Raw genomic sequence first — 22,291 nt, 5'->3', positions numbered from 1 at the left:
CGAGTGATCAGTTGTTATTGCTTTTGGACAACGTAGAGGCAGACCAAATCGACTTCACCAAAAGTGCATAAGAGTCAGCATTAAACAGCAGAGTCTTTTGCAAGAAACCGGGATCGGTATTCAGTTTGCTTGTAACAGCACTCACTTGCATGTCACCAAAAAAATCTTTCCGTGCGTCATCAGTCAGCTTTTCCATCGCCACTGAAGCCAGATATTCATTCGCCTTCCCGCTGGAAATCCGATCAACCATAGAGTTCGAAGGGCCAGCATGCTCATCGCTTAAATCTGACTCCAGCGCGTAGTACATGAAATCATGAGTCGGATTTTCAAGGCGATGCGATGCCTCATGAACGATCATCGTCATCATGTTTATCGGAGATGAATCGAACGCCTCAGAGCTTAAAAATATTCGTTTTGCAGGGTCTTCAGGATGTGTATTTGCTTCACTTGGCAAGATTTGACTCTTTGTCGACCACACCAATCGTTCAGACCGCCTTCCAGCATATTTGTCTACCGTTTCCTTGAGTGGAACAAGCACTTCCAATAGTTTCTGCCGTAGCGCCTGCGGACTGGTGTGAGTACCAAAAATTCTCGACGTGAAGTTTTTGTATACCTCGTCGACATCGCCATCCTTTAATACTCGGATCGTCTCTGCGGTCGCCTTGGGAATCATTTCTAACGCTTTCTCCAAACGTTGACCTTTGTCCGGCGCCTGTTTCTTGATTTCCTTTAAGCCTCTGGCAACGATGTCGCTTCCCCATGCAGCTCTCTGCTTTTCTATGGCATCGCCCTTGCCCTTGTATTTCGCCAGCCCTGACGCATCTTGATAAGTGGCGGGATTATTAGCGCAAAACAGGTAGACATTCAGCCCATCTATGTCTTTCGCGGGATCTGCTGCTATCCAGCGCTGTAACCACGGTGCGTAATAACGATAACCGTAGTAATAGAGTCCCGTCGCATCCCGTTCCTTTCCTGAATAGCGAATGGTTTTGTACTGCGCCACCAATGCGCTTCGTCCCGCCCAGCACGCCGTTCCGCCAAAGGCGTAATAGTGCTCCTGCGTCAGCACAGAGGCAGTGTGGTCCAGCTCCAGAGAGCTGGAGCCAAGATGATCGTTGAGGCTGTAGCGCAATTGATCGCTTTCAGCGCCGAGAGGCCAGTGCAGCGCGCGTACCTGGCTTCGTCCAGCCTCGACGCTAACGACATGTCGTTCTACGCCATCTCTCTCACGGTGGATTTCCACTCCAGGGAGGTAACGGACTTCAGGGCGCAGCGTGCGGCCGTTGCTTCGGATGATTCTTGTTTTACGTATCCGGTGACCGGGGTGATCGTAGACATAGCACTCATCATCGTCAGGCTCGCCTTCGCGGTTGACCAACGTCACCTTGCGCAAAAGATTGCGACAGTCCCAGCTCATGACTTGGCCACGCAGCAGTTCCCGCTGGTTGCCGCAGGCATCGAAGCCCGAAGCAATGTCGGATTCTCCGGGCAAAGATCCATCATCGCGTTGAGCGAGGCTGCGATTACTGCGGGACGAGGTAAACATCGAAAAACCGGGCCTGCCACTGTGGTGGCGAGCAAGCATGTTACCGGCCCGATCATAATCAAAACGCCGGGTGTAGTTACGTCGCTGGTTGGGGTCCAGAGGCAGCGGCAATAACCCCGGCAAACCCGGACCATGGTTTGGCTGACTGACTTCCCAGCCTCGGACTTCAACCAATTGATTGAGACTGTCGTAACGGTAGCGGGTAATCGGCTCAATGCGTTGATTGTTGAAATGGCTGACGGTCTGGGACTTGTCTTCCATCTCGATGACATTACCCATCGCGTCGTAAACGTAGTTCAGGTCCTGCAAGGGTTTGTGGTTGCCAACTGTGGCAACCAGCCTGATCAGGCTACCGTCATCGGCTGCGTACTCGGCTCGGCTTATCACGCCATTGCCAGCAGTTTCACTTTCAATCTGGCCCTGTGCGTTATAGCGGACGTCGCCGACCAATTGCTGTGGTTGCCGGTTTTCACCTGCCCGTAGCAGCCAGGTTTCAAGTAACTGGCCTGAGACGTCGTAACCAGAGGTTCGAACATTACCCATGGCATCAGTTTGGCGATGTATTTCGCCCGCTGGGCTGAGTGTGTGGCGTGTGACGAATGCCTGAGTCTCCAGGCACTCCTCTTTGGCGTTTGTTTCAAGTGGCCAGTCGGGCGTTTCGAGATTGATGAGAAAACGCCTGCTTTCAACTAGCACACCACCGGCAAGACCATACTCATCGACAGTTAGAGAGCCAGCGGGATCATCATGGCGAATCAAACGGCCGCATTGATTGTGCTCATCAGCAGAAACACCGTAGATCAGCCGCTCAACCACTTTCGGCGACTCATCAATCGCCTGTTCCGTAATCGCAACCGTGCGCTGCTGATTGTCATACTCGAATTGGCGCTGACTGCCCCGGCCATCCCAAAGTAAATGCGGCGAGCCGGCGTGATTCAACAGACTCAATTGCCAACCCGCATCGACACTGTCAGCCAATAAAACCTGAGCGCTCAAACCATAAGCTGTCGCCATGTTTGACTTCGGTGCTGTTCCCCACAATCGCGGATCCCACGCGGCCACCTGCCGTCCCGCCCCATCGAACACTTGCCGGGTAATGCGCGGCTCAATGTCCGGCGTATCGGGATGCAGGTAATAACCCACGCTGCGGATCACCAGTTTGCGGGGGTCCAGGACAGACAGCGTCGGTGTGGTGGTTGAATACTGTACGTTCATGACTACGACGGTCCCTCTCACTTGAGGGAAAGACTGAACGCTTTCTTGCAGGTCCGATACTGTAAGAACTAACAGGTGCAGTACGGGCAGCACCGTGTTGCGCTCTACCTGATTTTGCCCCTTTCTGCGCGGGGCTAAGGGATCAACCTGCCCAACCCATCCAGCAAACGCTGCAAAGCGCCCTGATTGCGGCGCATCACCGCCAGCCCAGCCTCAGCCATGCGCTGCGCATCACGTGGCAGTTCGAACAAGCGCTGCACTTCCACCGCCAGCCCTTCAGCATCATCCACCTCGACCAGCGCCCCGGCTTCGCGCAATTGCGCGGCGATGTCGAGGAAGTTAAACAGGTGCGGGCCGCTGAGCACCGGTTTCGCCAGGGCTGCCGGCTCCAGCAGGTTGTGCCCGCCGTTCGGCACCAGACTGCCACCGACAAAAGCGCTGTCCGCCAAGGCATACAGAAACAGCAATTCGCCCATGGTGTCGCCGAGCAGAACAGATGTTTCGGCCGCAACGTTAGCGCCGGTCGAACGGCGCACGGTGGCAAACCCTTCGCGCTGACACAGTTCGAACACCGAGTTGAACCGCTCCGGATGACGCGGCACCAGAATCAACAGCGCATTCGGGTAGTTGGTCAGCAGTCGACGATGGGCATTCAGCACCACTTCGTCCTCACCTTCGTGGGTGCTCGCGGCGATCCATACCGGACGCTCCTGCGCCTGCCATTGGCCACGCAGTTCAGCGGCGCGTTGCAGCAGTTGCGGGTCGATGGTCAGGTCGAACTTGATCGAGCCGGTGACTTCGACAGTCTCAGAACGTGCGCCGAGATCGCGGAAACGCTGCGCTTCGGTTTCGGTCTGCACGGCGAAAAAACTCATCTCGGCAAGCATCGGCGCGGTCAGTTTGCTGAAGCGGCCGTAGCCCTTGGCTGAGCGTTCGGACAATCGACCGTTGGCCAGCGCCACCGGAATGCCGCGCTTGGCACATTGGTGAATGTGGTTGGGCCAGAGCTCGGTTTCCATGATCACCGCGAGCTTCGGCTGCACGCGATCAAGAAACCGCGCCGCCGCGCACGGCAAGTCGTACGGCAGGTAGCAATGCTGGATGCGCGGCTCGTTGGCGAACAGTGCGTGAATGCGTTCCGAGCCGGTTGGGGTCATGCAGGTCACGGTGATCGGCAGCTGTGGATAACGTTGCAGCAAGGCGCGAATCATCGGCGCCGCGGCAATGCTTTCGCCCACCGATACCGCATGTACCCAGATGCCGCCGGGTTGCAGTGTCGGCATGCCATAAGTGAAACGTTCGCCAATCCGTTTGGCATACGCCGGCGCCTTGCGCGCCCGCAGCCACAGCCGAATCGCCACCAATGGCAGCCCCAGGTAAAACAGCGCGGTGTAGAGAGTTCTATTCATGGCGCCGGAGTTTATCGACTTTTGTCGCCGATCGCCTGCAAGTGCACGGCAAAACGTTCTGCCAGCCAGCGGGCGGCCGGGCCGAGCGGCTCGTCGCGGCGCCAGACCAGTTCCACCACCAGCGCCGGCGGCGTCCATTCGCTGTCGAGCTCGACCATCAAGCCCTGATACGCCGAATACTGCACCACATGCCGAGGCAGCCACGCCCAGCCAAGATCCCGCACCAGCCATTCGGCCATCACGTAGAAACTGTCGGCGCGCCACACCTGCGGGCTGGCCGGCTCGTTGCCGGGATAAACGCTGGTTTGCGTGGACATCAGCAATTGCCGGTGTTGCGCCAGTTGCTGGCAGGTGACGTAGGGCTGAGTCGCCAACGGATGATTGATGCCGCAGACGGTGACCATTTCCACGCTGCCCAGCACCCGCCGCTCCAGCGCCTCGGGGATTTCATCGTGATAGAACAGCAGCCCGAGATCGGCGCGACGTTCGACCAGTTTGCGTGAAACTTCGCCTTGGGCAGCGCTGGTCAGTTGCAACTCCAGACTGGGAAATTGCTCGGCCAGCGCGCCAAAACTTTCCACCAGCGCCTGATAGGGCATGGCTTCATCCTGCGCCACACGCAATTGCGCTTCCTGGCCGCGCATCATCGCCATCGCCCGACCGTTCAGGCGCTCGCATTGGCGCAAGACTTCGCGGGCCTCTTCCAGCAACGCATCGCCCGCTTCGGTGAGGCTCGGCTGGCGGCCGCTGCTACGCTCGAACAGGCTCACGCCCAGATCGTCTTCGAGCATGGCGATGGCGCTGCTGATCGCCGACTGCGCCTTGCGTTGCTGGCGTGCGACGGCGGAGAACGAACGCTGTTCGGCGACATCGACAAATACCCGTAGCTGATCAAGATTCCACTGCATGCTGGCTCACCAACCCATCTTCAAAACAGATAGGTAATGACTTTACCCCATCTGGTGAATCTCTAAAATGCCGGCTCAGAAAGCAACGTTTTACATGAGGATTTGAACCATGAACGCCTACGCCTACCTGGCTATCGCCATTTGCGCCGAAGTGATCGCCACCGTTTCGATGAAAGCCGTCAAAGGTTTCAGCACCCCGCTGCCACTGCTGCTGGTGATCGTCGGCTACGGGATCGCCTTCTGGATGCTGACGCTGGTGGTGCGCACGGTGCCGGTGGGCGTCGCATACGCGGTGTGGGCCGGGATGGGCATCGTGATGGTCAGCGTTGCGGCGCTGTTTATCTATGGGCAGAAACTGGATATCCCGGCGATGCTGGGGATGGCGTTGATTGTTCTGGGTGTTGTAGTTATCCAGCTGTTCTCGAAAACCGCCGGGCACTAACGGGCAAGCTCGCTCCCACATTTGGTTTTGCGTCAGCTCTGTTGATCATCGACAAATCCGCCTCTTTCCCGAGTCTGTATACTGCGCCCTCGTCTTGAACACTGAGGTCGTTGCATGCCATCCGTTATTTCCACCGACGTTCTGATTGTCGGCGCTGGTGTCGCCGGCCTCTGGCTGAACGCGCGCCTGCGCCGCCAGGGTTTTTCGACCGTGCTGGTGGAAAGCGCCAGCCTCGGCGGCGGGCAGAGTGTGAAATCACAAGGCATCATCCACGGCGGCGCCAAGTACGCGTTGCACGGTGCGCTGACCGGCGCCTCGGAAGCCATCGCCGACATGCCGCGCCGCTGGCGTGAAGCACTGGCCGGCGACGGTGAACTGGATCTTTCCGGCGTTCGTCTGCTCTCCGAAGCGCATTACCTGTGGTCGCCGGGCACCCTCGCCGGCAACCTCACCAGTTTCTTCGCCAGCAAAGCAGTGCGTGGCCGTGTCGATCAGGTCAAGGGCGAGCAATTGCCGCCGGCGCTGCAAGACAAGCGCTTCAAGGGCAAGGTCTATCGTCTCGCCGAACTGGTGATCGACGTTCCGAGCCTGATCCAGCGTCTGGCCGATCTGGCCGGTGATGGATTGCTCGCCGGGCAAACCATCGAGCCGCTGCTGGAAGCTGGCGTGCTGGTCGGCCTGAAAGTCGACGGTCGCGAGATCCGTGCCCAGCGCATCGTCCTCAGCGCCGGCGCCGGCACTGCCGACCTGCTCACCGCTCTGGGCCTGAGTCACCCGGCCATGCAACGCCGCCCATTGCACATGATCATCGCCAAGGGCCCGGGCCTGAAACCGCTGTACGCCCACTGTCTGGGCGGCGGCACCAAGCCGCGCATCACCGTCACCACCCACCCGGCCGCTGATGGCCAGTGGGTCTGGTACATGGGCGGCGACATTGCCGAGAGCGAAGGCGTGAACCGCGAGCCAGCCGAACAGATCGCCACCGCGCAAAAAGAAATCTCGCAGTTGCTGCCATGGATCGACCTCAGCACCACGCAATGGGCAACCCTGCGTGTCGACCGTGCCGAGCCGCTGCAAACCGGCCTGACGCGCCCGGACAACGCCTTCCTCGCTGAAGAGGGGCGCTTGCTGGTTGGCTGGCCAACCAAACTGGCACTGGCACCAGACTTCGCTGATCGGGTGATCGCCTCCTTGCAACGCGACGGCATCCAGCCGCAAGCCATTGCACCACTGCCACCTCTGCCAAAACCGCCGATGGGCGTGCCTGCCTGGGAGCAACTGCTGCCATGACGATAGCGACCCTGCACGACTTGCACCGACCGCTGGGCAGCACCGGGCTGTTGGTTTCGCCACTGGGCCTGGGCACGGTCAAACTTGGCCGCGACCAAGGTGTGAAATACCCCAACGGCTTTCAGATTCCCGATGACGATGACGCGCGCCGGCTACTCAAGCTCAGCCGCGATATGGGCATCAACCTGATCGACACCGCGCCGGCCTACGGTCGCAGCGAAGAGCGCCTCGGCCCGCTGTTGCGCGGCCAGCGCAATGACTGGGTGATCGTCAGCAAGGTCGGCGAAGAGTTTGCCGACGGCCTTTCGCGCCATGACTTCAGCGCAGCGCACACGCGAATGTCGGTGGAGCGCAGCCTGCAACGTCTGGAAACGGATTTCATCGACCTGATGCTGGTCCATTCCGACGGCAACGACATGGCCATCCTTGAGCACGAGGAGGTTTACGCCACACTTGCGACGCTCAAGGCTGAGGGCAAGATTCGCGGCTTCGGCTTTTCCGGCAAAACCGTCGAAGGCGGCTTGAAAGCACTGGAGCAAGGCGACTGTGCGATGGTCACCTACAATCTGAACGAACAAAACGAGAAAGCTGTCATTGACTATGCTGCTGCCCACGGCAAAGCCATTCTGGTGAAAAAAGCCCTGGCCAGTGGTCACGTTTGCCTGAGCCCAGGCGTCGACCCGGTGCGCGCCAGCTTCGAGTTGCTGTTTGCCCAGCCTGGCGTGGCCAGTGCTATTGTCGGAACGATCAATCCGCTGCACCTCGCCCACAACGTTGCGACCGTTGCCCAGGTCCTTCGTGGTCACTGACGCCGCCCCGCGGCCTTAAGCAGGAGCCGATATGCCGCGCACGCTCATCAGAAAGAACCCGAGCAACTTCAAGACCCTGCCCCTGTACGTAGAAGCTACGCCCGAAGGCCTGACCTATCAGAGCGTCGGCATGCCGCTGAACTTCGCGCAGACCTTGCAACGACGCAAACCGGTCAGCGTGGCGGACACCGAGCGCTTCTCGCTGGAGCTGGCCAATCTCGGGGTTTCGGTGCGCCTGACCCTGCATTGGCAAAATCGCGATTACTGGGTGTTGGTGCGTCAGCGGCGGCAGGATCGCGGCGATGTGGTGCTCAAGCTGATTTCCGGTTACGTGCCGGCTCACGAACTGAATATTCCGCTGCACACGGCCATTCAAGAGATCGCCGAAGAGTGTTTGCTGGAAACCCCGGAGGGCTGGCTCGGCGGGCGCTTCAACGACACCTGGCTGCCGGCGCCCTACTCGGCCGCGCTGCATTATCGCGAAGCCCTGCCGTTTCGCCTGACGCCACTGTCCGGCGCAGCACGACCGGTGCGGTGCGCCACTCTGCAATTGCAGGAGCGGCCGCAGGCCTATGTCCATTTACCGACCGCTTCATTGCAATTGATCTACGACCTGCGCCTGGACGTGCCCAAAGAAGCCAAATCCCTGAGCCTGTTCCACGTCGATGAGCGTCTGGAAGGTGATCAACTGGTGGCGCGGCTCGACCGCAAACGCCCCGACCTGTACTTGATGCCGCTCAAGGACGGCGCGCCACTGGCCGAGCTGTACACCCTCAAACGCGACAAACTCCTGCCGGCCAGCACCCGTGGACTTTACCTGGCCGAGAGCTTTGCGACCCAGCAAGGCTGGGTCGTGCGCGACGAGCGGATTCGCTGGAAGGACTGGCTCGTGCAACAGGGCCTGCAACCGGCGAAGCCCCCTCGCGCGGGACTCAAGCAATTGAGTTTGAAGGCGCTGAGCCTGGTTGGCATTGGCAAGAAACGCGCGAGCAAATAGCCGATTAGCGCCGACGATCCATCCAGGTACGCAACGTGGCGAAGAAATGGAAATAGCGGTTTTCGCGCTTGCCCATGCCGCGCTTGGGCGAAAACGATTCTTCGGCAAAAACGCCGGTGATTCGCACCCGAGAGGCTTGGGTCGGCAGCGTGCAGACTTTTGCGCCCGCCTCCAGTAATGCGTACTTGAGCAAACGCTCGGAATGCAGCTTGCGTCCAGTTGCCTTGCAAAAATCAAAGATGCGCTCGATCCGCTTGCCGTACGCGAGATAGGTATCGCGCCCACAAATGGCAAAGCGATCATTCAAGCCGCCCCACCACTGCCAGTCCGGAATGTAGGCATTGTGCCGCCGGGCCTCTGCATGATTGAACACATAGCCGGGAAGCGGGTTATGGAAGAAATTGTCCGGGCGCACGAACACGACGAAATCCGGATTGAAGGTTTCGATCATGGTGGTGACGGTGTGCAATGAGTTGAGCTGATAGATCAGGTTGCGCAGCGACGCATAGTCATCGGCCCAGGTATCGCCCTGTGCTTTGACCTGTTCGAAGTCCCAGCGATCCAGCACGCCTTCGGTCGAAGTCAGCGCGCCGGTCATCGACTCGAACGGCTGATAGTTGTCAGCCGCCAGCTCGCCCTTCTCTCCCGATCGCACATTCTGCACTTCATCGATTTTGTACAGGTGATAGAAGCACTTTACGTCGCTGCCCGCAGGCAACTGCGCCAGTACGTTCTGTTCGATGGAGGGGAAGCATATCTGCGAGTTTCTCGGGATCCCGAAAAAAGCTACGGCAATTTTCAACACTCAACGGCACCTTTTTATTTTTGGCGAAACAGCTTTTGCCACCAGCGTCGGGGTTGCAAAGGCACCACAATGACGTCGGACTTCTGCAGCCAGTCCCGCTCATAATCCCACGCGTGACCACCCCACAGTTTTCCCGCTTCGTTGGAAAATCCCAGGGTCATGAGCTGATAGGTATAACCGGCGTGTCCGCGCAACCAGTCAAACAGCACCAGCGTGTTGAAACCGGTGGACGGCCCGACGTATCGCTTGCCGCCCGGCCGATCGACCGGGTAGTTCCACAGCGGCGGCAACGGGATGCGATCCCAATACATGGCCACTCGTGGCAACGGACACATCGGTGCGGCGCAGCCGACCAGCATGGTGAAACAACGCTCACCCGCGTGCTCGAACAACCGTTGCACGTCCGGGCCGTAAGGCAGACCAAAAAAATAGGCGTCCGGTGCGTTATAGCCATGCACAAAGACATTCACGCATCGCGAGTTGAGCAGCGGCGCCTTGATGCAGGTATTGAAGCTGACCACAACGTCATTGGCGCTGATATTCAGCGCCTGAAAATCTGCCGCCGTGATGGCCGGATTGTTGGCAATCAGTACGACCCGAGCCGCTCGGCTCAGGCAATCGCGCAATGGCTCGGGCAACGCGTCCAGAACGAACTGGTCACCGCCGGGTAGCGCATCCAGCGCCATGTGTTCGTCGATCATTCAGACCCGCACCTTCATGCCGTAACGCAGTTTGACCCAGAACCGTGTGAAGGCCGAAGGCGACTGCCAGGGGCGCATCTCGCGCTGGATTTCAGTAGCGAGGGCCTGACCGACACGAGCGAAGGAATAGCGACTTTGCGCGAACGCCTGACCGTTGCTGGCGATAAGCTGCGACAGCTCCGGATCGCCCTGCAGCAGTTTGATCTTTTCCACCGCCTCGTCTTCGCTGCGATAAAACACGGTGTTGTGCATGTCTTCGAAACCGAGCAACTGATCTTCTTCGCCCTGGCTCCAGGCCAGCAGCACGCAACCGCAGGCCATGGCTTCGTAGTTCTTGATCATGAACTCGTTCATGCCGATGTCGGCACTGACGAAGATCTTGATGCGATTGAGCGTTTCCAGATATTCCTCGCCCGATTTGGTGCGCGTCACCAGCATACCGGTGCGCTGCGCGAGCGATTCGAGCAGTGCCTTGCGCTGGGCGTACTCGGTACTTTTCAGGCTGCCGAGAAAACCGATGGGAATGTCGCGCTCGGCACCCGTGTTGCGCAGCATCTGCTCGTCGTAACCCTTGGAGACGAACACCGTGTCGATGCCCTCAGCCAGCATCTTGCGCGCGACTACTGCTCCAGAAACCAGCGCCCGACAGCTCGGAAGACGACTGTAGAGACGCGAATACACGCCACGGTATTTACTCGCCGGCATGTAGTTCTGGTAGGCATCGTGTTCGAGAAAAACCAGCCCGGGAATACACTTGAGCACCCGCAGTTGCGGGGCCAGGCGCTTGACCCGGGAGAAGATCACCACACGGTCGAAAGTCTGGTAATCGACCGACGCCAGAAACGGTCCCAGGTTCATCTGTTGCTGCTTGCTCAAGCGGTAGATGACACATTCATCACAGTTCTGCTGCACGATGTCGTATAGCCGATCAAGAATGACCCGCTGCTCGTCCATCACCAAGAGCATGACTTTCATAAATTAAATGACCACGCGACGTAAGCAGGCAAGCGCATCGGATTCAACCCTGCCAACATCAACGGAAACGGTTAGATCCCCAAGGCAAAATCCGTTCACACGCAGTACACAACGGTAAAAATCCATCTGATCAGCGACTGCGGATTTTTTCGACAATCGCAGTTGTCGAGCTGTTTTCCACCAGTCCCAGCACTTTCACGGTGCCGCCATAAGCGGTCACGATGTCAGCGCCGACCACTTGCTCGATCCCGTAATCGCCGCCCTTTACCAGTACGTCCGGTTTGACCTCGCGCAACAGATTTTCCGGGGTGCCTTCAGGGAAGCTGATAACCCAGTCCACCGCCCCAAGCCCTGCCAGAACGGCCATGCGCCGGTCGACGCTGTTGATCGGGCGCCCCGGCCCTTTCAGACGGCTGACCGAAGCATCGTCGTTGACTGCGACAATCAGGCGATCGCCCTGGGCCCGCGCCTGTTCCAGATAGGTCACATGGCCGGCATGCAGGATGTCGAAGCAGCCATTGGTGAACACGATTTTTTCGTTGTGCGCGCGGGCATCGGCGACCGCGAGCAGCAACTGCTCCAGGCCCAATACACCACGCTCGGAACCTTCTTCCCGCTGAATGGCGCGACGCAGTTCCGGGGCGCTGATGGCCGCCGTACCGAGCTTGCCGACCACGATGCCTGCCGCCAGGTTGGCCAACGCCACCGCATGAGGCAGATCCTCGCCCGCCGCAATGGCCGCCGCCAGGGTGGAAATCACTGTGTCACCGGCACCGGTCACGTCGAACACTTCACGGGCCCGGGCCGGCAGGTGCAGCGCAGGCTGGTCAGGACGCAGCAGGGTCATGCCGTGCTCACCGCGAGTCACCAGCAAAGCGCCGAGCTCGAGGTCGTGCATCAGCGTCGCACCCTTGCTGACGAGTTCGTGCTCATCGGCGCAGCCGCCGACGATGGCTTCGAATTCGCTGAGGTTCGGGGTGATCAGGCTGGCGCCACGGTAGATCGAGAAATCCTTGCCTTTCGGGTCGGCCAGCACCGGAATATTCTTCGCGCGTGCCGCCTGGATCAATGCCTGGTGGTTTTTCAGCGCGCCTTTGCCGTAATCGGACAACACCAGCACCTTGATGCCTTCGAGCAAGTCATCGACCTGCGAGCCAAGGGCCAGGGCGTCGGTGGCGAACGGTTCTTCGAAGTCGATACGCAGCAATTGCTGGTGCCGGCTCATGACCCGCAGCTTGACGATGGTTGGCTGATGCGCAATGCGCTGGAACAAAGCTCGTACGCCCGCGCCCTTGAGGCTGTTGCTCAGGCTGTCGGCGGCTTCGTCGTCACCTGTCACACCGACCAGGGACGCCGGCGCACCCAGCGCGGCAATGTTCAAGGCAACGTTCGCGGCACCGCCCGGACGATCTTCGATTTGCTCGACTTTAACGACCGGCACCGGGGCCTCAGGGGAAATCCGTGAGGTTCCGCCATGCCAGTAACGGTCGAGCATGACATCGCCGACTACCAAGACCGGGGCTTGATCGAAACGCGGCATGGACAACTTCATGGAGCAACCCACATACAAAATGAACAGGGGCGCGATATTAACACAGGGTAAAGCGCCGTCCGCCTCAATCTGAAAGGTCGCGCACCCAGAACAACTCATGACGCCGGACAGCCTTGCGGAAAAACTCGTTACTGCCCGTGACAGGCCAGCGACGACCCGCCAAAGCGTGCTGGATCCAGCGTCGCAGTTGGCGCTTGAACACTTGCCCACCCTGCAAGTCGTGCTCCATGGCCAACGCCATGGCCTTGTCCAGTTGCACGTCCGCTGAAAGCAGCGGGCTCCACAAGCGGTCGGCCGGCAATGGTTCGATGGCCGGCGGCAACGCGACACCGGCACCGGCAGGCCCCATCGGCCAGCGGTCGTTGTCATGCAGGTGATTGGCGTACATGAGCAAAGTTTTGGGTTTCCAGTCGCTCAGGGCAATCGCCGCAAGCAGTGCCTGGGTGGAGGCAACGTGGTCGCTATGCGGATCCAGCTCAGGATGCGGCGTCACCAGTACCTCTGGACGATAGTGTTCCAGCAGCGCGGTCACGTCTGCGACCAGATTCTGCCAGGTCGGCTGCCCATCGGCGTCGGCAGGCAAGGTCAGCGGATTGTGTCGGCGCACACTGCGTACATCGCTTTCCTGCGACTCACGGGAACCGAACGCCGTGGCCGGTTCTGCGGCCATCGCTGGCAATTGCAGGCAGTAATAACCCAATTGCACGCAACGCTCGGCCGGTACGCCGCCCCATAAAGGAATAACGAGACTGTCCCAACTGCGTAAACGCCCCTTCAGTCGGGCAGCGGCGGCTTGATCGAGGCCCAGTGACTGGAAGTTTTCAGCCTCGATTTCGCCCTGGGTCAGGGTGACGATGCTAACGTCTTCGCTGCGACTGTAGAGGCCGAAGGCAGCCAGTTCCGCATCATCGGCATGGGGCGCAATGACCATCACGCGCTGACGGGTGTAATCGGGATTGGCCATGACCCACAGCGTGCCCGTGGCACCCAGCGCGCAATATCGGCCGCGCAGCGTCAGCGCGCCTTGACTTAGCGTATCCGCCTGCCCGGAAAGATTCAGGAAACGCCGCCCCTTGACCCCACGTTCGAAGTCCTGGCGATCATCACCCACCTGAACGTAAGGATCGAGCCAGCGCCCCAGCCAGCCGGACTTCAATTCAAGCTCGAGAATGAGCGTTTCGCCCGGCGCCAACGAGCCGCTCAGGCGCACCACGCCGCCGTCCAGGCTTACCTGCTGACGCGCAGCATTCGCTGGAAAGTCGTATCGATAATCGTCGGATGGCCGGTAAAACAAGTGATCGGCAAACCATGCCTCGTGGGCAACCCAGGCCAGCACCAGCAACAGCGGCACCAGCCACCAGCCGATCAGGAATCCGATCACCAGCAGCGCAACCAGGAACGCGACAAGGAACATCCGCTTGTTGCGCCGGTGGGCCTTAAGTAGCTGTTGCTTGCGAGCGCTCATCAATTCAGACCTTGTAGACCGGCACCGTGTGGCACCAGCGATCCTTGTACTCACGGTCGGCACGACCGAATGAATAACGCAAAGGCTTGCCCAGCGCCTGCGCGTCTGCCCAGGCCTGCTGAGTGTTGACGAAACTCAGTACGCTACCGGGGCTGAACTCACGACTCTGCGGGTCGACACCACCATTGATGTATTCCAGCGAAACCCATTGCGGCGCCTCGACGCGGTACAGCACCTGAATGGCCACCGGTGCCGATTCGAGCATGGCGACGGAACCTGTCATGAATTCGCGCAGCAGTGTAAAGACTTCTACGAGCCCGGCCTTGCCCGGCACTTCAAAACCCCAGCGACGCTGAAACAGATCAGCGTATGCCTGCGCCTGCTCTTGGGCAGAAAACTCGGACATCGGCACCAGCGAACCACCCGCCTCTTCAAGCAAGCGCTGCTCGCGACGCTGGTTGTAGCGGAACTTCTTCGAATACTCTTCCGGCAATCGGGCCAGGGCCAGGCCCTCCGGCTGCACTTTCAAGGTACTGATCTGCTCGGCATTGAGCTGGGAGACATAAGCCATGCGCTGGCGAACCGGCACGACGACATCGGGCGCGATCGGCAGAATGATTTCGGCATTGCCCATGTCCAGCAACCCGCGCTTGCCTTCGCGCTTGAGCACTTCCTTGGACAAAGCTACATGCCGACCCCAGCAGGGAATGGCGGCGACAACATCGCCGCCAACGATCCAGCCCAGATATCGCAGTTCGATACCCACGAACGTCGACAGGCGCTCGACCACCTCGGGATGCGTCGCGAAGCTGCCGCCGAAAAGCTGCCATGCCCGGGCGTAGGCGTCCCGGTCGATCTCCGTCCAGCCACGTTCACGAAAGCTGCGAAACATCGTCAGCATACGTTGGTCGCGTGGGCCGGCTGAATTTCATCACCCTCTTCAAACTCTTTGGCGTGCAGACGGGAGTAATAGCCGTTCTGCTCCAGCAGTTGTGCGTGGGTGCCGCGCTCAACGATCCGGCCTTCATCCATGACCAGAATCAGGTCAGCCTTCTCGATGGTGCTCAAGCGGTGCGCAATCACCAGGGTCGTGCGGTTCTGCACCACATGATCCAAAGCTGCCTGAATATGCCGCTCCGACTCGGTATCGAGGGCTGAAGTGGCTTCATCGAGTATCAACAGCGGCGCGTCCTTGAGAAGCGCCCGAGCGATGGCGATACGCTGACGCTGGCCGCCGGAAAGCAGCACGCCGTTTTCGCCGACCATGGTTTCATAGCCCTGCGGCATCTTGACAATGAACTCGTCGGCATAGGCCTCGGAAGCGGCACGCTTGACCTCTTCGAAAGGCGCGCCCGCCAGATCGCCGTACGCGATGTTGTTGGTCACCGTATCGTTGAACAGCGTGACCGCCTGGGTTACCAGAGCGATCTGACGACGAAGACTGCGCAAGGTGAAATCCTGCACTTGGACGCCATCGAGCAGAATCTGCCCCTGTTCGTGCTGGTAAAAACGCGGAATCAGCCCGGCAAGGGTGGACTTGCCGCTGCCCGAACGGCCAACCAATGCGACCATTTGCCCTGGCTCCACGACAAAGCTGATGTCGTTGAGCACCTGCTTGTCGGTGTCCGGGTACTGGAAGCTGAGATTGCGCACTTCCAGTCGGCCTTCAAGACGATCGCGCTCGACCGTGCCCTGATCCACTTCAGCCGGCTCATCCAACTGTTCGAAGATACTCTCGGCACCGGCCACACCTTTCTGGATGGTCGAGCTGACTTCGGACAACTGACGGATAGGCTTGGGCAACAGACCGGCCATGGTGATGTAAGCCACCAGATCACCCGGTGATGCGTCACCACGAAGGTACAGCACAAGGAACATGACCACGGCCATGGCGCTGTAAGTCACCAGTTGCAGCATCGGCGTGTAAACCGCGCCGGTCTTGGTCATCGTCAGTTGCTTGTCGGTGTTGCTCTGGCTGGCGTCGCGAAAGCGGTTTTTCTCGTAGACTTCACCGCCGAAGCTGCGCACGACGCGATAACCATGGATCGTCTCGGAAGCGACGTGCGTAACGTTGCCCATCGACACCTGGATCTTTTTGCTTTGCTTGCGGAATTTCTTGCTGGTGCTGTTCACCATGATGCCGATCACCGGCAGGATGGCCACCATCACCAGGGTGAGTTTCCAGTTCATCCACAACAGGGTGCAGAACAGGAAAATTACGGTCATGCCTTCACGGATGACCACTTTGATCGCATCCGTCGCCGCACCGGTGACCATCGTCACGTTAAAGGTGATCCGGGAAATCAGATGGCCGGAGTTGTTCTTGTCGAAGAAGCGGTTAGGCAACTCCAGCAATTTGTTGAACAGCACGACCCGCAGGTCATGCACCAGGCCCAGTGAAACCCGCGCCAGGAAGAAGTTGCCCAGATACGACCCGACGCCCTGCAACAGAGCGATGAAGACGATCATCAGCGGCACGGTTTGGAGCAACTGCAATTTGCCCAGATAGGGGTTGCCCGGAAACAGACTGGCTTCAGGATTGGCCAGACCATCGACAAAGTACTTGAGGATGTAAGCGAGCATCGGCTGAGTCGATGCGAAGATCAGAAACCCGACGATGCTGAGAAGGAAGAGACCGGCATAAGGCCGCACGTAAGCCAATAGGCGGAAGTAGATCGCCAGCGTTGACTGGGCTTTCGGTTCAGGACTGCTCATGGTGATCCGCACAATTCAGTGAGGCGGGAATGATATCACACGCGTTTTTCCCTCGATAAACATGACTTCACGCCAGCCCTTGACCAAGTCGGTTAAGATACGCCGCTAATGATGGGGAGCCGGACATGCAATCGATTGATCACAGCACTTACGAGGCACTGCGCGAAGGTGCACACGTACTGGAAGCCGACGGTTCCGGCGACAAAGTGCTCAGATTGGCCGATGGTCGCATGCTCAAGCTGTTCCGCCGCAAACGGCTGCTCAGTTCGGCGCTGCTCTATCCATACGCGCAACGCTTTGCCGACAACACCCGGGCACTGGAGGAGCGCGGCATCCTCTGCCCGAAAGTCATCGCGGTCTATCGCATCCCGAGCATCGAACGTGACTGCGTGTATTACACCCCGCTCGCGGGCGAAACGGTGCGCCAGTTACAAGGCACCCGCGAAGGCAATGATTCTCTGAGATTCCAACTGGGCGGGTTCTTTGCGCAATTGCACGAGAAAGGTGTGTACTTTCGATCGCTGCACTTTGGCAACGTCGTACTGACTCCCGACAACCACCTGGGCCTGATCGATATCGCCGACCTGCGCTGCCAGAAGCGCGCACTCAGCGACAGCAAACGCCTGCGCAATTTCGCCCACTTGCTGCGTTACAAGGAAGACCGGCAATGGCTGCTGGGGCAGGACGCCGGCAACAGCTTTATTGAAGGTTACCGCCAAGCCCTGCCGAGCAACCGGCAGGCGCCATTGATCTCGCGCCTGCGGCCGCTGCTGAGTTAAACCTTAGCGGCCAATGACTACGACCGTTGCACCTTTTCGATTGGCGAAGTGTTCGATGATGCGCAGCTTGTGCGCTTGCAGCCACTCCTTCAGCCAAGGCTCGTCACCCTTCGCCTCGATCACAAAATACCGATAGTCGCCGGCATGCGCTGGCGACAGTGCCTCTTCCTGGGTCAAAGCTGGCAGCACATAGCCGCGACCGGCGTAGTAACTGATCCGCCCATCCTCGAACCAGATCGGCGCACCCGGTTCAACGTGGGAAGACACCCAGCGGCCCGCGTCGACATAGTGAGTTTTACCGGCCCCGGTGGAAATGACGTTCGACAGCATCACCAAAAGCGCCAAAACAACCAACCACTTGCCCCAACGCGGGAACTCGCGCACAAACGCCGCCAACCCCATCGCCAGTACCGGCACGAACAGCAGATTCAGAAAACTCAGGTAGCGCGTATTCATGAACTGCTGCTTGATGAAAAACAGCACCAGCACCACCAGGTACAGCAACGCCGTCCATGCGAAGGGGCGATATTCGCGCCAGTAGATGCTTAGCGCACCCCAGTTGCGACGCAAAATGAACGGAACGGCGAAAGGCCCCATCAATTTCACGAAACTGATGGTCATTGTCGCCAGGATGCCGAAGAAAATGATTCGCCCGGCTTCATCCTGGGAGTACTTGTTGATCAGTGAGTTGGCGAATTGATCGCATAGCATCTGAAACGATGACAGCACGCCGCGAGGGGCAATCATGTCCAGATAAAGCATCACACGCACCGACAGGAGCACGCCCGATACCGAGATGACCAGCAACCCCAAAACCGGCAGCAGCGAGAACTGAAGAAATTGCAAGCGTCGAGTCGACGACCACAGACTGGGCAACTGCCACAGCGCCAACGCCGGAATCAGCAACAAGGCTTCCAGCCGGAACAAGGCGGCCGCGACTATGGCCAGATGGATGAATGCCGCACGAAACCAGCCACCACGGGCCTGCCAGCGCAACGCAAGCCAGAGCGTCAGCGTACAGAAAAACCAGAAACCGCATTCACGAATGATGTCATTTCGAAAGGCATTGACTGCCGGCATCGCCAGCACCACCAGGCAAGCCCAGCGGGTGATGTCAGGTGAACGCTGACGTATGCAGTCCACCATCAACGCACTGGTACCGGCAAAGAAAAGCCCGCACCAGAGATAGGCGCTCAGTTCCAGCGGCAAACGCAGGACGAGATGCGTGCCAGCCAGCAGAAAGGAAAACCAGGGCCAGTCGAAAGTTGCCCAGGCCACATTGGGGCCGTGTTCAGTTACCTGTTGCGCAATATCAATGTACAGCGCGGCATCTCGCCCTACTGTCGCGGTGCCCATGACCGCAATCAGCGAGAGCAGCAAACTGCCACAAAATGCCAGCCATACCGGGTATTCGTCGACGATCCTGGAGACTTTAACTCCCATCTTGCTGCCCGTACCTTTCACCCAGCCACCTCATCGACACCCATTACCAGGTACGCGCATGCACTGCGCGAACCATTACCGAAACAGCAGCCGCAAAGCCTTGCGAGTGTATGACCAACGCGAAACCGTACGCCAGTCTGCACGCAACGCCTGAAAATAGAAGGACCTGGCCAAGTCGTACTTGCCATGGGAATAACAATCGCGGAACAGCGACAGGCAACGCTGCGCCAGAAATGCCTGCCGCAGGTCGTGCATCCCTTCCGGCATCCGTCGCTTGGAGAACACTTCGCTGACAACCTGCTCGGTGCCGGCCGCAAGACTTTGGCGCAAATCATGGCGCATGCTGTCGGCATGCTTGTAGATAAGTGCCAGAGGCTTGTCCAGAACGCTGCAAGGAAAACGCGCCAGCACTTGAGCAAACACTGGCAGGTCCTCGACGTTGCGCAAATGCTCCGGGTAATTACCCGGAACGAATACATCACGATGCATTGCACAGGCGCCGTTGGAAATCGACACGGTCTTGTCCAGCAGGTAGCCCTGCAATCGCTGCCGGGGGGTCAAAGGCAAGGGTTTGGCTGGCTGCAAGCTGCGCCTGCCGTCAGCAAACACCGACCAGTGCGCGCCAATGACCATCCGACTTTCAGGGTTGCTGGCGATATGTTCTGAAAGCGCAGCCAGTGCGCCGGGCGCCATTTCGTCGTCGGAATCAAGAAAGACCAGATACTGCCCGGTCGTCTCTTCGAGACCCCGATTGCGCACTGTCGACAAGCCGCCATTGCTTTTGCGCAGCGCGCGAAAACGCCCGCCATGCTTGAGCAGAAGTCTCTCCACTACCTCAGGCGTCTCGTCCGTCGACCCATCGTCGATGATCAACAGATCTGCCGTCGCTTCATCCAGTTGCGCCAACACCGATTCCACTGCACGGGGCAGGGTTCTCGCGTAGTTGTAAACGGGAATCACAACGCTGATCAGTGTCTCAGTCAAGACAGTATCCTTTCACACCCTCTTTAACGACCAGAATATCTTCCATGATCAGGTATTCCAGATCGGAGCCGAAAAACATGTTCAGCGCGTCGGTCGGCGAGCAGATCATCGGTTCACCTCGACGGTTGAGCGAGGTGTTCAGCGACACGCCATTGCCGGTCAGATTTTCCAGCGCCTTCATCATGTCGTAGTAGCGCGGATTGTACTCGCGCTTGAGCACCTGGGCACGGGACGTACCGTCTTCGTGGACGACTTCCGGCACGCGGGTCTTCCACTCTTCGGCCACTTCAAAGGTGAAGGTCATGAACGGCGCCGGGTGATCAATCTTGATCATCTGTGGGGCGACGGTGTCGAGCATCGACGGGCAGAAAGGCCTCCAGCGCTCGCGGAACTTGATCTGGTGGTTGATGCGGTCAGCCACGCCAGCCACGCTTGGGCAGCCAATGATCGAACGACCACCCAGCGCACGCGGACCGAACTCCATGCGCCCCTGGAACCAGGCGACAGGATTGCCTTCAACCATGATTTTGGCGATCTGCTCCGGCATGTTGTCGAGCTTGCGCCAGGCTGGTTTGTTCTCGTGACGGGCGCACGCGGCGATCACGTCTTCGTTACTGTACGAAGGGCCGAGGTAGACATGCTCCATCTTCTCGACCGGCACGCCACGGGCGTGGGACACATAGGCAGCTGCGCCAACTGCGGTGCCGGCATCGCCGGACGCTGGTTGAACGAACAGTTCCTTGATGTCATCACGAGCGATAATTTTCTGGTTGAGCTTGACGTTCAACGCACAGCCACCAGCGAACGCCAACTTGCCGGTTTCCTTGAGCACATCGCCCAGGTAGTAGTCGATCATCTGCAACGCCAGTTTCTCGAACAGCGCTTGCATGCTCGCGGCGTAGTGGATGTAAGGTTCGTCAGCGATATCGCCTTCACGTTTCGGGCCAAGCCATTCGATCAGCTTCGGCGAGAAGTAGAAACCCTTGCCCTTCTCTTTGTAACGACGCAGGCCGATCACGTTGGCGTAGTCGGTATTGATCACCAGTTCGCCGTTCTCAAACGAAGCCAGACGCGAGAAGTCGTATTTGCTGGCGTCACCGTATGGCGCCATGCCCATGACCTTGAACTCGCCGTCGAGCATCTCGAAACCGAGGAATTCGGTGATCGCACCGTACAGGCCGCCGAGGGAGTCCGGATCGAAGAATTCCTTGATCTTGTGGATCTTGCCGTTTTCGCCGTAACCGAAGAAGGTCGTGGCGTACTCGCCCTTGCCATCGATACCGAGGATCGCGGTTTTCTCTTTGAAACCGGAGCAGTGGTATGCGCTGGAAGCGTGAGCCAAATGATGCTCGACGGGCTCGATCTTGATTTTTTTCGGATCAAAGCCCAGTTGCTCGAGGCACCAGACAATCTTGTTGCGATAGCGCTTGTAGCGACGGTTACCCATCAGGATCGCGTCGAGGGCACGGTCCGGGGCGTACCAGTACCGCTTGGCATAGTGCCAGCGGGCCTTGCCGAACAGGCTGATCGGGGCGAACGGGATCGCAACCACGTCAACGTCGGACGGCTTGATGCCGGCCTGTTCAAGACAGAACTTCGCCGATTCGTAGGGCATGCGGTTCTTTGCATGCTTATCGCGTACGAAGCGCTCTTCTTCAGCCGCCGCCACCAGCTTGCCGTCGATGTACAAGGCTGCTGAAGGGTCATGGCTAAGGGCGCCGGACAGGCCAAGAATCGTCAATGCCACAGGGGTCTAGCCTCTTTAGTCTGCATGCAGGCGCGATGCGCCTTGAAAATTGATGTGCCCTCGCGCGAGGCGAGAGACAGCTAAAGGGCGGGATTATAGCGTAAACAAGACGGGAATTACCCTGTGCGAATTGCCCCGGAGCGAATGGTTCAGATATACCTTGTCGTTTGGCTCAATAACCGCCCCTGCGCCAATAAATGCTGAGGTGGCCCTCAGTGACCTGCCGATAAATCGTATAGGGCAGCACAACCGTGTCGAATGCACCGGATAGCGGCAAATCCAGCAACACGAAAGGTACGAAGTAGCCGCTTGGATCTGGCGGTGCGTTCAATACGCAGAAGTCGTAGGCCAGGCCGCTGTAAATGCGCGGAATGGATTGGCAGTAGGTTTTTTGCTTGCGCATGTCGCGAGCAACGTCGGCATCGTCTTGCAATACCGTCAGGGCGCTGCCGCAGCCTGACAAAACCCATGAAAAAGCGCCCAGCGTCACAGCCTTTTTGATCGTCAAG

19 protein-coding genes are annotated in these 22,291 nt (G+C 58.8%); 5 read left to right on the top strand and 14 right to left on the bottom strand.

The window, feature by feature from the left end:
* Positions 1 to 7 precede the first annotated feature (7 nt).
* The 3 genes from ACA043_RS02460 to ACA043_RS02450 all read right to left on the bottom strand — a co-directional run bounded on the left by ACA043_RS02460 (position 8) and on the right by ACA043_RS02450 (position 5,078).
* A complete protein-coding gene (locus tag ACA043_RS02460) occupies positions 8 to 2,761 on the bottom strand; it encodes an RHS repeat domain-containing protein (RefSeq protein ID WP_497658554.1) in 2,754 nt (917 codons plus the stop codon).
* A gap of 134 nt (positions 2,762 to 2,895) precedes the next feature.
* Entirely contained in the window at positions 2,896 to 4,170 is a 1,275-nt protein-coding gene (gene waaA, locus ACA043_RS02455) for a lipid IV(A) 3-deoxy-D-manno-octulosonic acid transferase (RefSeq protein WP_489880369.1), read from the bottom strand.
* Between the two features lie 11 nt (positions 4,171 to 4,181).
* Positions 4,182 to 5,078 carry a LysR family transcriptional regulator gene (locus ACA043_RS02450; RefSeq protein WP_187677914.1) on the bottom strand — a complete coding sequence of 299 codons (897 nt, stop codon included), beginning with the start codon at positions 5,076 to 5,078 and terminating at the stop codon, positions 4,182 to 4,184.
* 109 nt (positions 5,079 to 5,187) lie between these two features.
* Here ACA043_RS02450 and ACA043_RS02445 point away from each other — a divergent pair, with 109 nt between their 5' ends.
* The 4 genes from ACA043_RS02445 to ACA043_RS02430 all read left to right on the top strand — a co-directional run bounded on the left by ACA043_RS02445 (position 5,188) and on the right by ACA043_RS02430 (position 8,616).
* Positions 5,188 to 5,520: a DMT family transporter gene (locus tag ACA043_RS02445; protein WP_187677915.1), complete on the top strand. Its 333-nt coding sequence runs from the start codon at positions 5,188 to 5,190 to the stop codon at positions 5,518 to 5,520.
* A gap of 114 nt (positions 5,521 to 5,634) precedes the next feature.
* Complete coding sequence (locus tag ACA043_RS02440; RefSeq protein ID WP_187677916.1) at positions 5,635 to 6,810, top strand: NAD(P)/FAD-dependent oxidoreductase; 1,176 nt, start codon at positions 5,635 to 5,637, stop codon at positions 6,808 to 6,810.
* The gene (locus tag ACA043_RS02435) at positions 6,807 to 7,619 is read left to right on the top strand and encodes an aldo/keto reductase (protein WP_497616195.1); all 813 of its coding nucleotides are present in this window, start codon (positions 6,807 to 6,809) and stop codon (positions 7,617 to 7,619) included. The genes ACA043_RS02440 and ACA043_RS02435 overlap by 4 nt, the downstream gene beginning before the upstream one ends.
* A 31-nt stretch (positions 7,620 to 7,650) precedes the next feature.
* Positions 7,651 to 8,616 carry a metal ABC transporter ATPase gene (locus tag ACA043_RS02430; protein WP_489880373.1) on the top strand — a complete coding sequence of 322 codons (966 nt, stop codon included), beginning with the start codon at positions 7,651 to 7,653 and terminating at the stop codon, positions 8,614 to 8,616.
* Positions 8,617 to 8,620: 4 nt separating this feature from the next.
* Here the strand turns inward: ACA043_RS02430 and ACA043_RS02425 are convergent, their stop codons facing one another.
* From ACA043_RS02425 to msbA, 7 genes are all read right to left on the bottom strand, one after another.
* Complete coding sequence (locus ACA043_RS02425) at positions 8,621 to 9,421, bottom strand: hypothetical protein (protein WP_187677919.1); 801 nt, start codon at positions 9,419 to 9,421, stop codon at positions 8,621 to 8,623.
* A gap of 14 nt (positions 9,422 to 9,435) precedes the next feature.
* Positions 9,436 to 10,122 (bottom strand): hypothetical protein, encoded by a 687-nt coding sequence (locus ACA043_RS02420; RefSeq protein ID WP_497658553.1) that lies wholly within the window; start codon positions 10,120 to 10,122, stop codon positions 9,436 to 9,438.
* Complete coding sequence (locus tag ACA043_RS02415) at positions 10,123 to 11,097, bottom strand: glycosyltransferase family protein (protein WP_497658552.1); 975 nt, start codon at positions 11,095 to 11,097, stop codon at positions 10,123 to 10,125.
* Positions 11,098 to 11,227: 130 nt separating this feature from the next.
* Entirely contained in the window at positions 11,228 to 12,649 is a 1,422-nt protein-coding gene (hldE, locus tag ACA043_RS02410; RefSeq protein ID WP_497616192.1) for a bifunctional D-glycero-beta-D-manno-heptose-7-phosphate kinase/D-glycero-beta-D-manno-heptose 1-phosphate adenylyltransferase HldE, read from the bottom strand.
* 64 nt (positions 12,650 to 12,713) lie between these two features.
* Positions 12,714 to 14,114, bottom strand: a complete 1,401-nt coding sequence (locus tag ACA043_RS02405) for a PIG-L deacetylase family protein (RefSeq protein ID WP_497658551.1) — start codon at positions 14,112 to 14,114, stop codon at positions 12,714 to 12,716.
* A 4-nt stretch (positions 14,115 to 14,118) separates the two neighbouring features.
* Positions 14,119 to 15,015 (bottom strand): GNAT family N-acetyltransferase, encoded by an 897-nt coding sequence (locus tag ACA043_RS02400; RefSeq protein WP_187677924.1) that lies wholly within the window; start codon positions 15,013 to 15,015, stop codon positions 14,119 to 14,121.
* Positions 15,009 to 16,829 carry a lipid A export permease/ATP-binding protein MsbA gene (gene msbA / locus ACA043_RS02395; RefSeq protein WP_489880379.1) on the bottom strand — a complete coding sequence of 607 codons (1,821 nt, stop codon included), beginning with the start codon at positions 16,827 to 16,829 and terminating at the stop codon, positions 15,009 to 15,011. Before msbA ends, ACA043_RS02400 begins: the two co-directional genes overlap by 7 nt.
* 125 nt (positions 16,830 to 16,954) lie before the next feature.
* On the opposite strand from msbA, the gene ACA043_RS02390 reads away from it, so the two are divergent.
* Entirely contained in the window at positions 16,955 to 17,608 is a 654-nt protein-coding gene (locus ACA043_RS02390; protein ID WP_489880380.1) for a BUD32 family EKC/KEOPS complex subunit, read from the top strand.
* 3 nt (positions 17,609 to 17,611) lie between these two features.
* On the opposite strand, the gene ACA043_RS02385 is transcribed toward ACA043_RS02390, so the two are convergent.
* The 4 genes from ACA043_RS02385 to ACA043_RS02370 all read right to left on the bottom strand — a co-directional run bounded on the left by ACA043_RS02385 (position 17,612) and on the right by ACA043_RS02370 (position 22,290).
* Complete coding sequence (locus tag ACA043_RS02385; RefSeq protein ID WP_497658550.1) at positions 17,612 to 19,051, bottom strand: hypothetical protein; 1,440 nt, start codon at positions 19,049 to 19,051, stop codon at positions 17,612 to 17,614.
* 75 nt (positions 19,052 to 19,126) lie between these two features.
* Entirely contained in the window at positions 19,127 to 20,035 is a 909-nt protein-coding gene (locus ACA043_RS02380) for a glycosyltransferase family 2 protein (RefSeq protein WP_497658549.1), read from the bottom strand.
* Complete coding sequence (locus ACA043_RS02375; RefSeq protein ID WP_497658548.1) at positions 20,028 to 21,782, bottom strand: carbamoyltransferase family protein; 1,755 nt, start codon at positions 21,780 to 21,782, stop codon at positions 20,028 to 20,030. Before ACA043_RS02375 ends, ACA043_RS02380 begins: the two co-directional genes overlap by 8 nt.
* A gap of 172 nt (positions 21,783 to 21,954) precedes the next feature.
* Positions 21,955 to 22,290: a YceK/YidQ family lipoprotein gene (locus ACA043_RS02370; protein ID WP_497658547.1), complete on the bottom strand. Its 336-nt coding sequence runs from the start codon at positions 22,288 to 22,290 to the stop codon at positions 21,955 to 21,957.
* Between the last annotated feature and the right edge of the window lies 1 nt (position 22,291).

The sequence above is a fragment of the Pseudomonas sp. LBUM1648 genome (genome assembly GCF_059716145.1).
The sequence above is the reverse complement of the archived record's forward strand: the minus strand, read 5'-3'. Positions and strand labels throughout refer to the sequence as shown.

Coding starts and splice junctions, on each gene's coding strand:
- ACA043_RS02390 (WP_489880380.1), top strand. CDS start 16,955: ATGCAATCGATTGATCACAGCACTTACGAGGCACTGCGCGAAGGTGCA.
- ACA043_RS02420 (WP_497658553.1), bottom strand. CDS start 10,122: ATGATCGACGAACACATGGCGCTGGATGCGCTACCCGGCGGTGACCAG.
- ACA043_RS02435 (WP_497616195.1), top strand. CDS start 6,807: ATGACGATAGCGACCCTGCACGACTTGCACCGACCGCTGGGCAGCACC.
- ACA043_RS02445 (WP_187677915.1), top strand. CDS start 5,188: ATGAACGCCTACGCCTACCTGGCTATCGCCATTTGCGCCGAAGTGATC.
- ACA043_RS02450 (WP_187677914.1), bottom strand. CDS start 5,078: ATGCAGTGGAATCTTGATCAGCTACGGGTATTTGTCGATGTCGCCGAA.
- hldE (WP_497616192.1), bottom strand. CDS start 12,649: ATGAAGTTGTCCATGCCGCGTTTCGATCAAGCCCCGGTCTTGGTAGTC.
- ACA043_RS02415 (WP_497658552.1), bottom strand. CDS start 11,097: ATGAAAGTCATGCTCTTGGTGATGGACGAGCAGCGGGTCATTCTTGAT.
- ACA043_RS02460 (WP_497658554.1), bottom strand. CDS start 2,761: ATGAACGTACAGTATTCAACCACCACACCGACGCTGTCTGTCCTGGAC.
- ACA043_RS02400 (WP_187677924.1), bottom strand. CDS start 15,015: ATGCTGACGATGTTTCGCAGCTTTCGTGAACGTGGCTGGACGGAGATC.
- ACA043_RS02405 (WP_497658551.1), bottom strand. CDS start 14,114: ATGAGCGCTCGCAAGCAACAGCTACTTAAGGCCCACCGGCGCAACAAG.
- ACA043_RS02385 (WP_497658550.1), bottom strand. CDS start 19,051: ATGGGAGTTAAAGTCTCCAGGATCGTCGACGAATACCCGGTATGGCTG.
- ACA043_RS02440 (WP_187677916.1), top strand. CDS start 5,635: ATGCCATCCGTTATTTCCACCGACGTTCTGATTGTCGGCGCTGGTGTC.
- ACA043_RS02430 (WP_489880373.1), top strand. CDS start 7,651: ATGCCGCGCACGCTCATCAGAAAGAACCCGAGCAACTTCAAGACCCTG.
- msbA (WP_489880379.1), bottom strand. CDS start 16,829: ATGAGCAGTCCTGAACCGAAAGCCCAGTCAACGCTGGCGATCTACTTC.
- waaA (WP_489880369.1), bottom strand. CDS start 4,170: ATGAATAGAACTCTCTACACCGCGCTGTTTTACCTGGGGCTGCCATTG.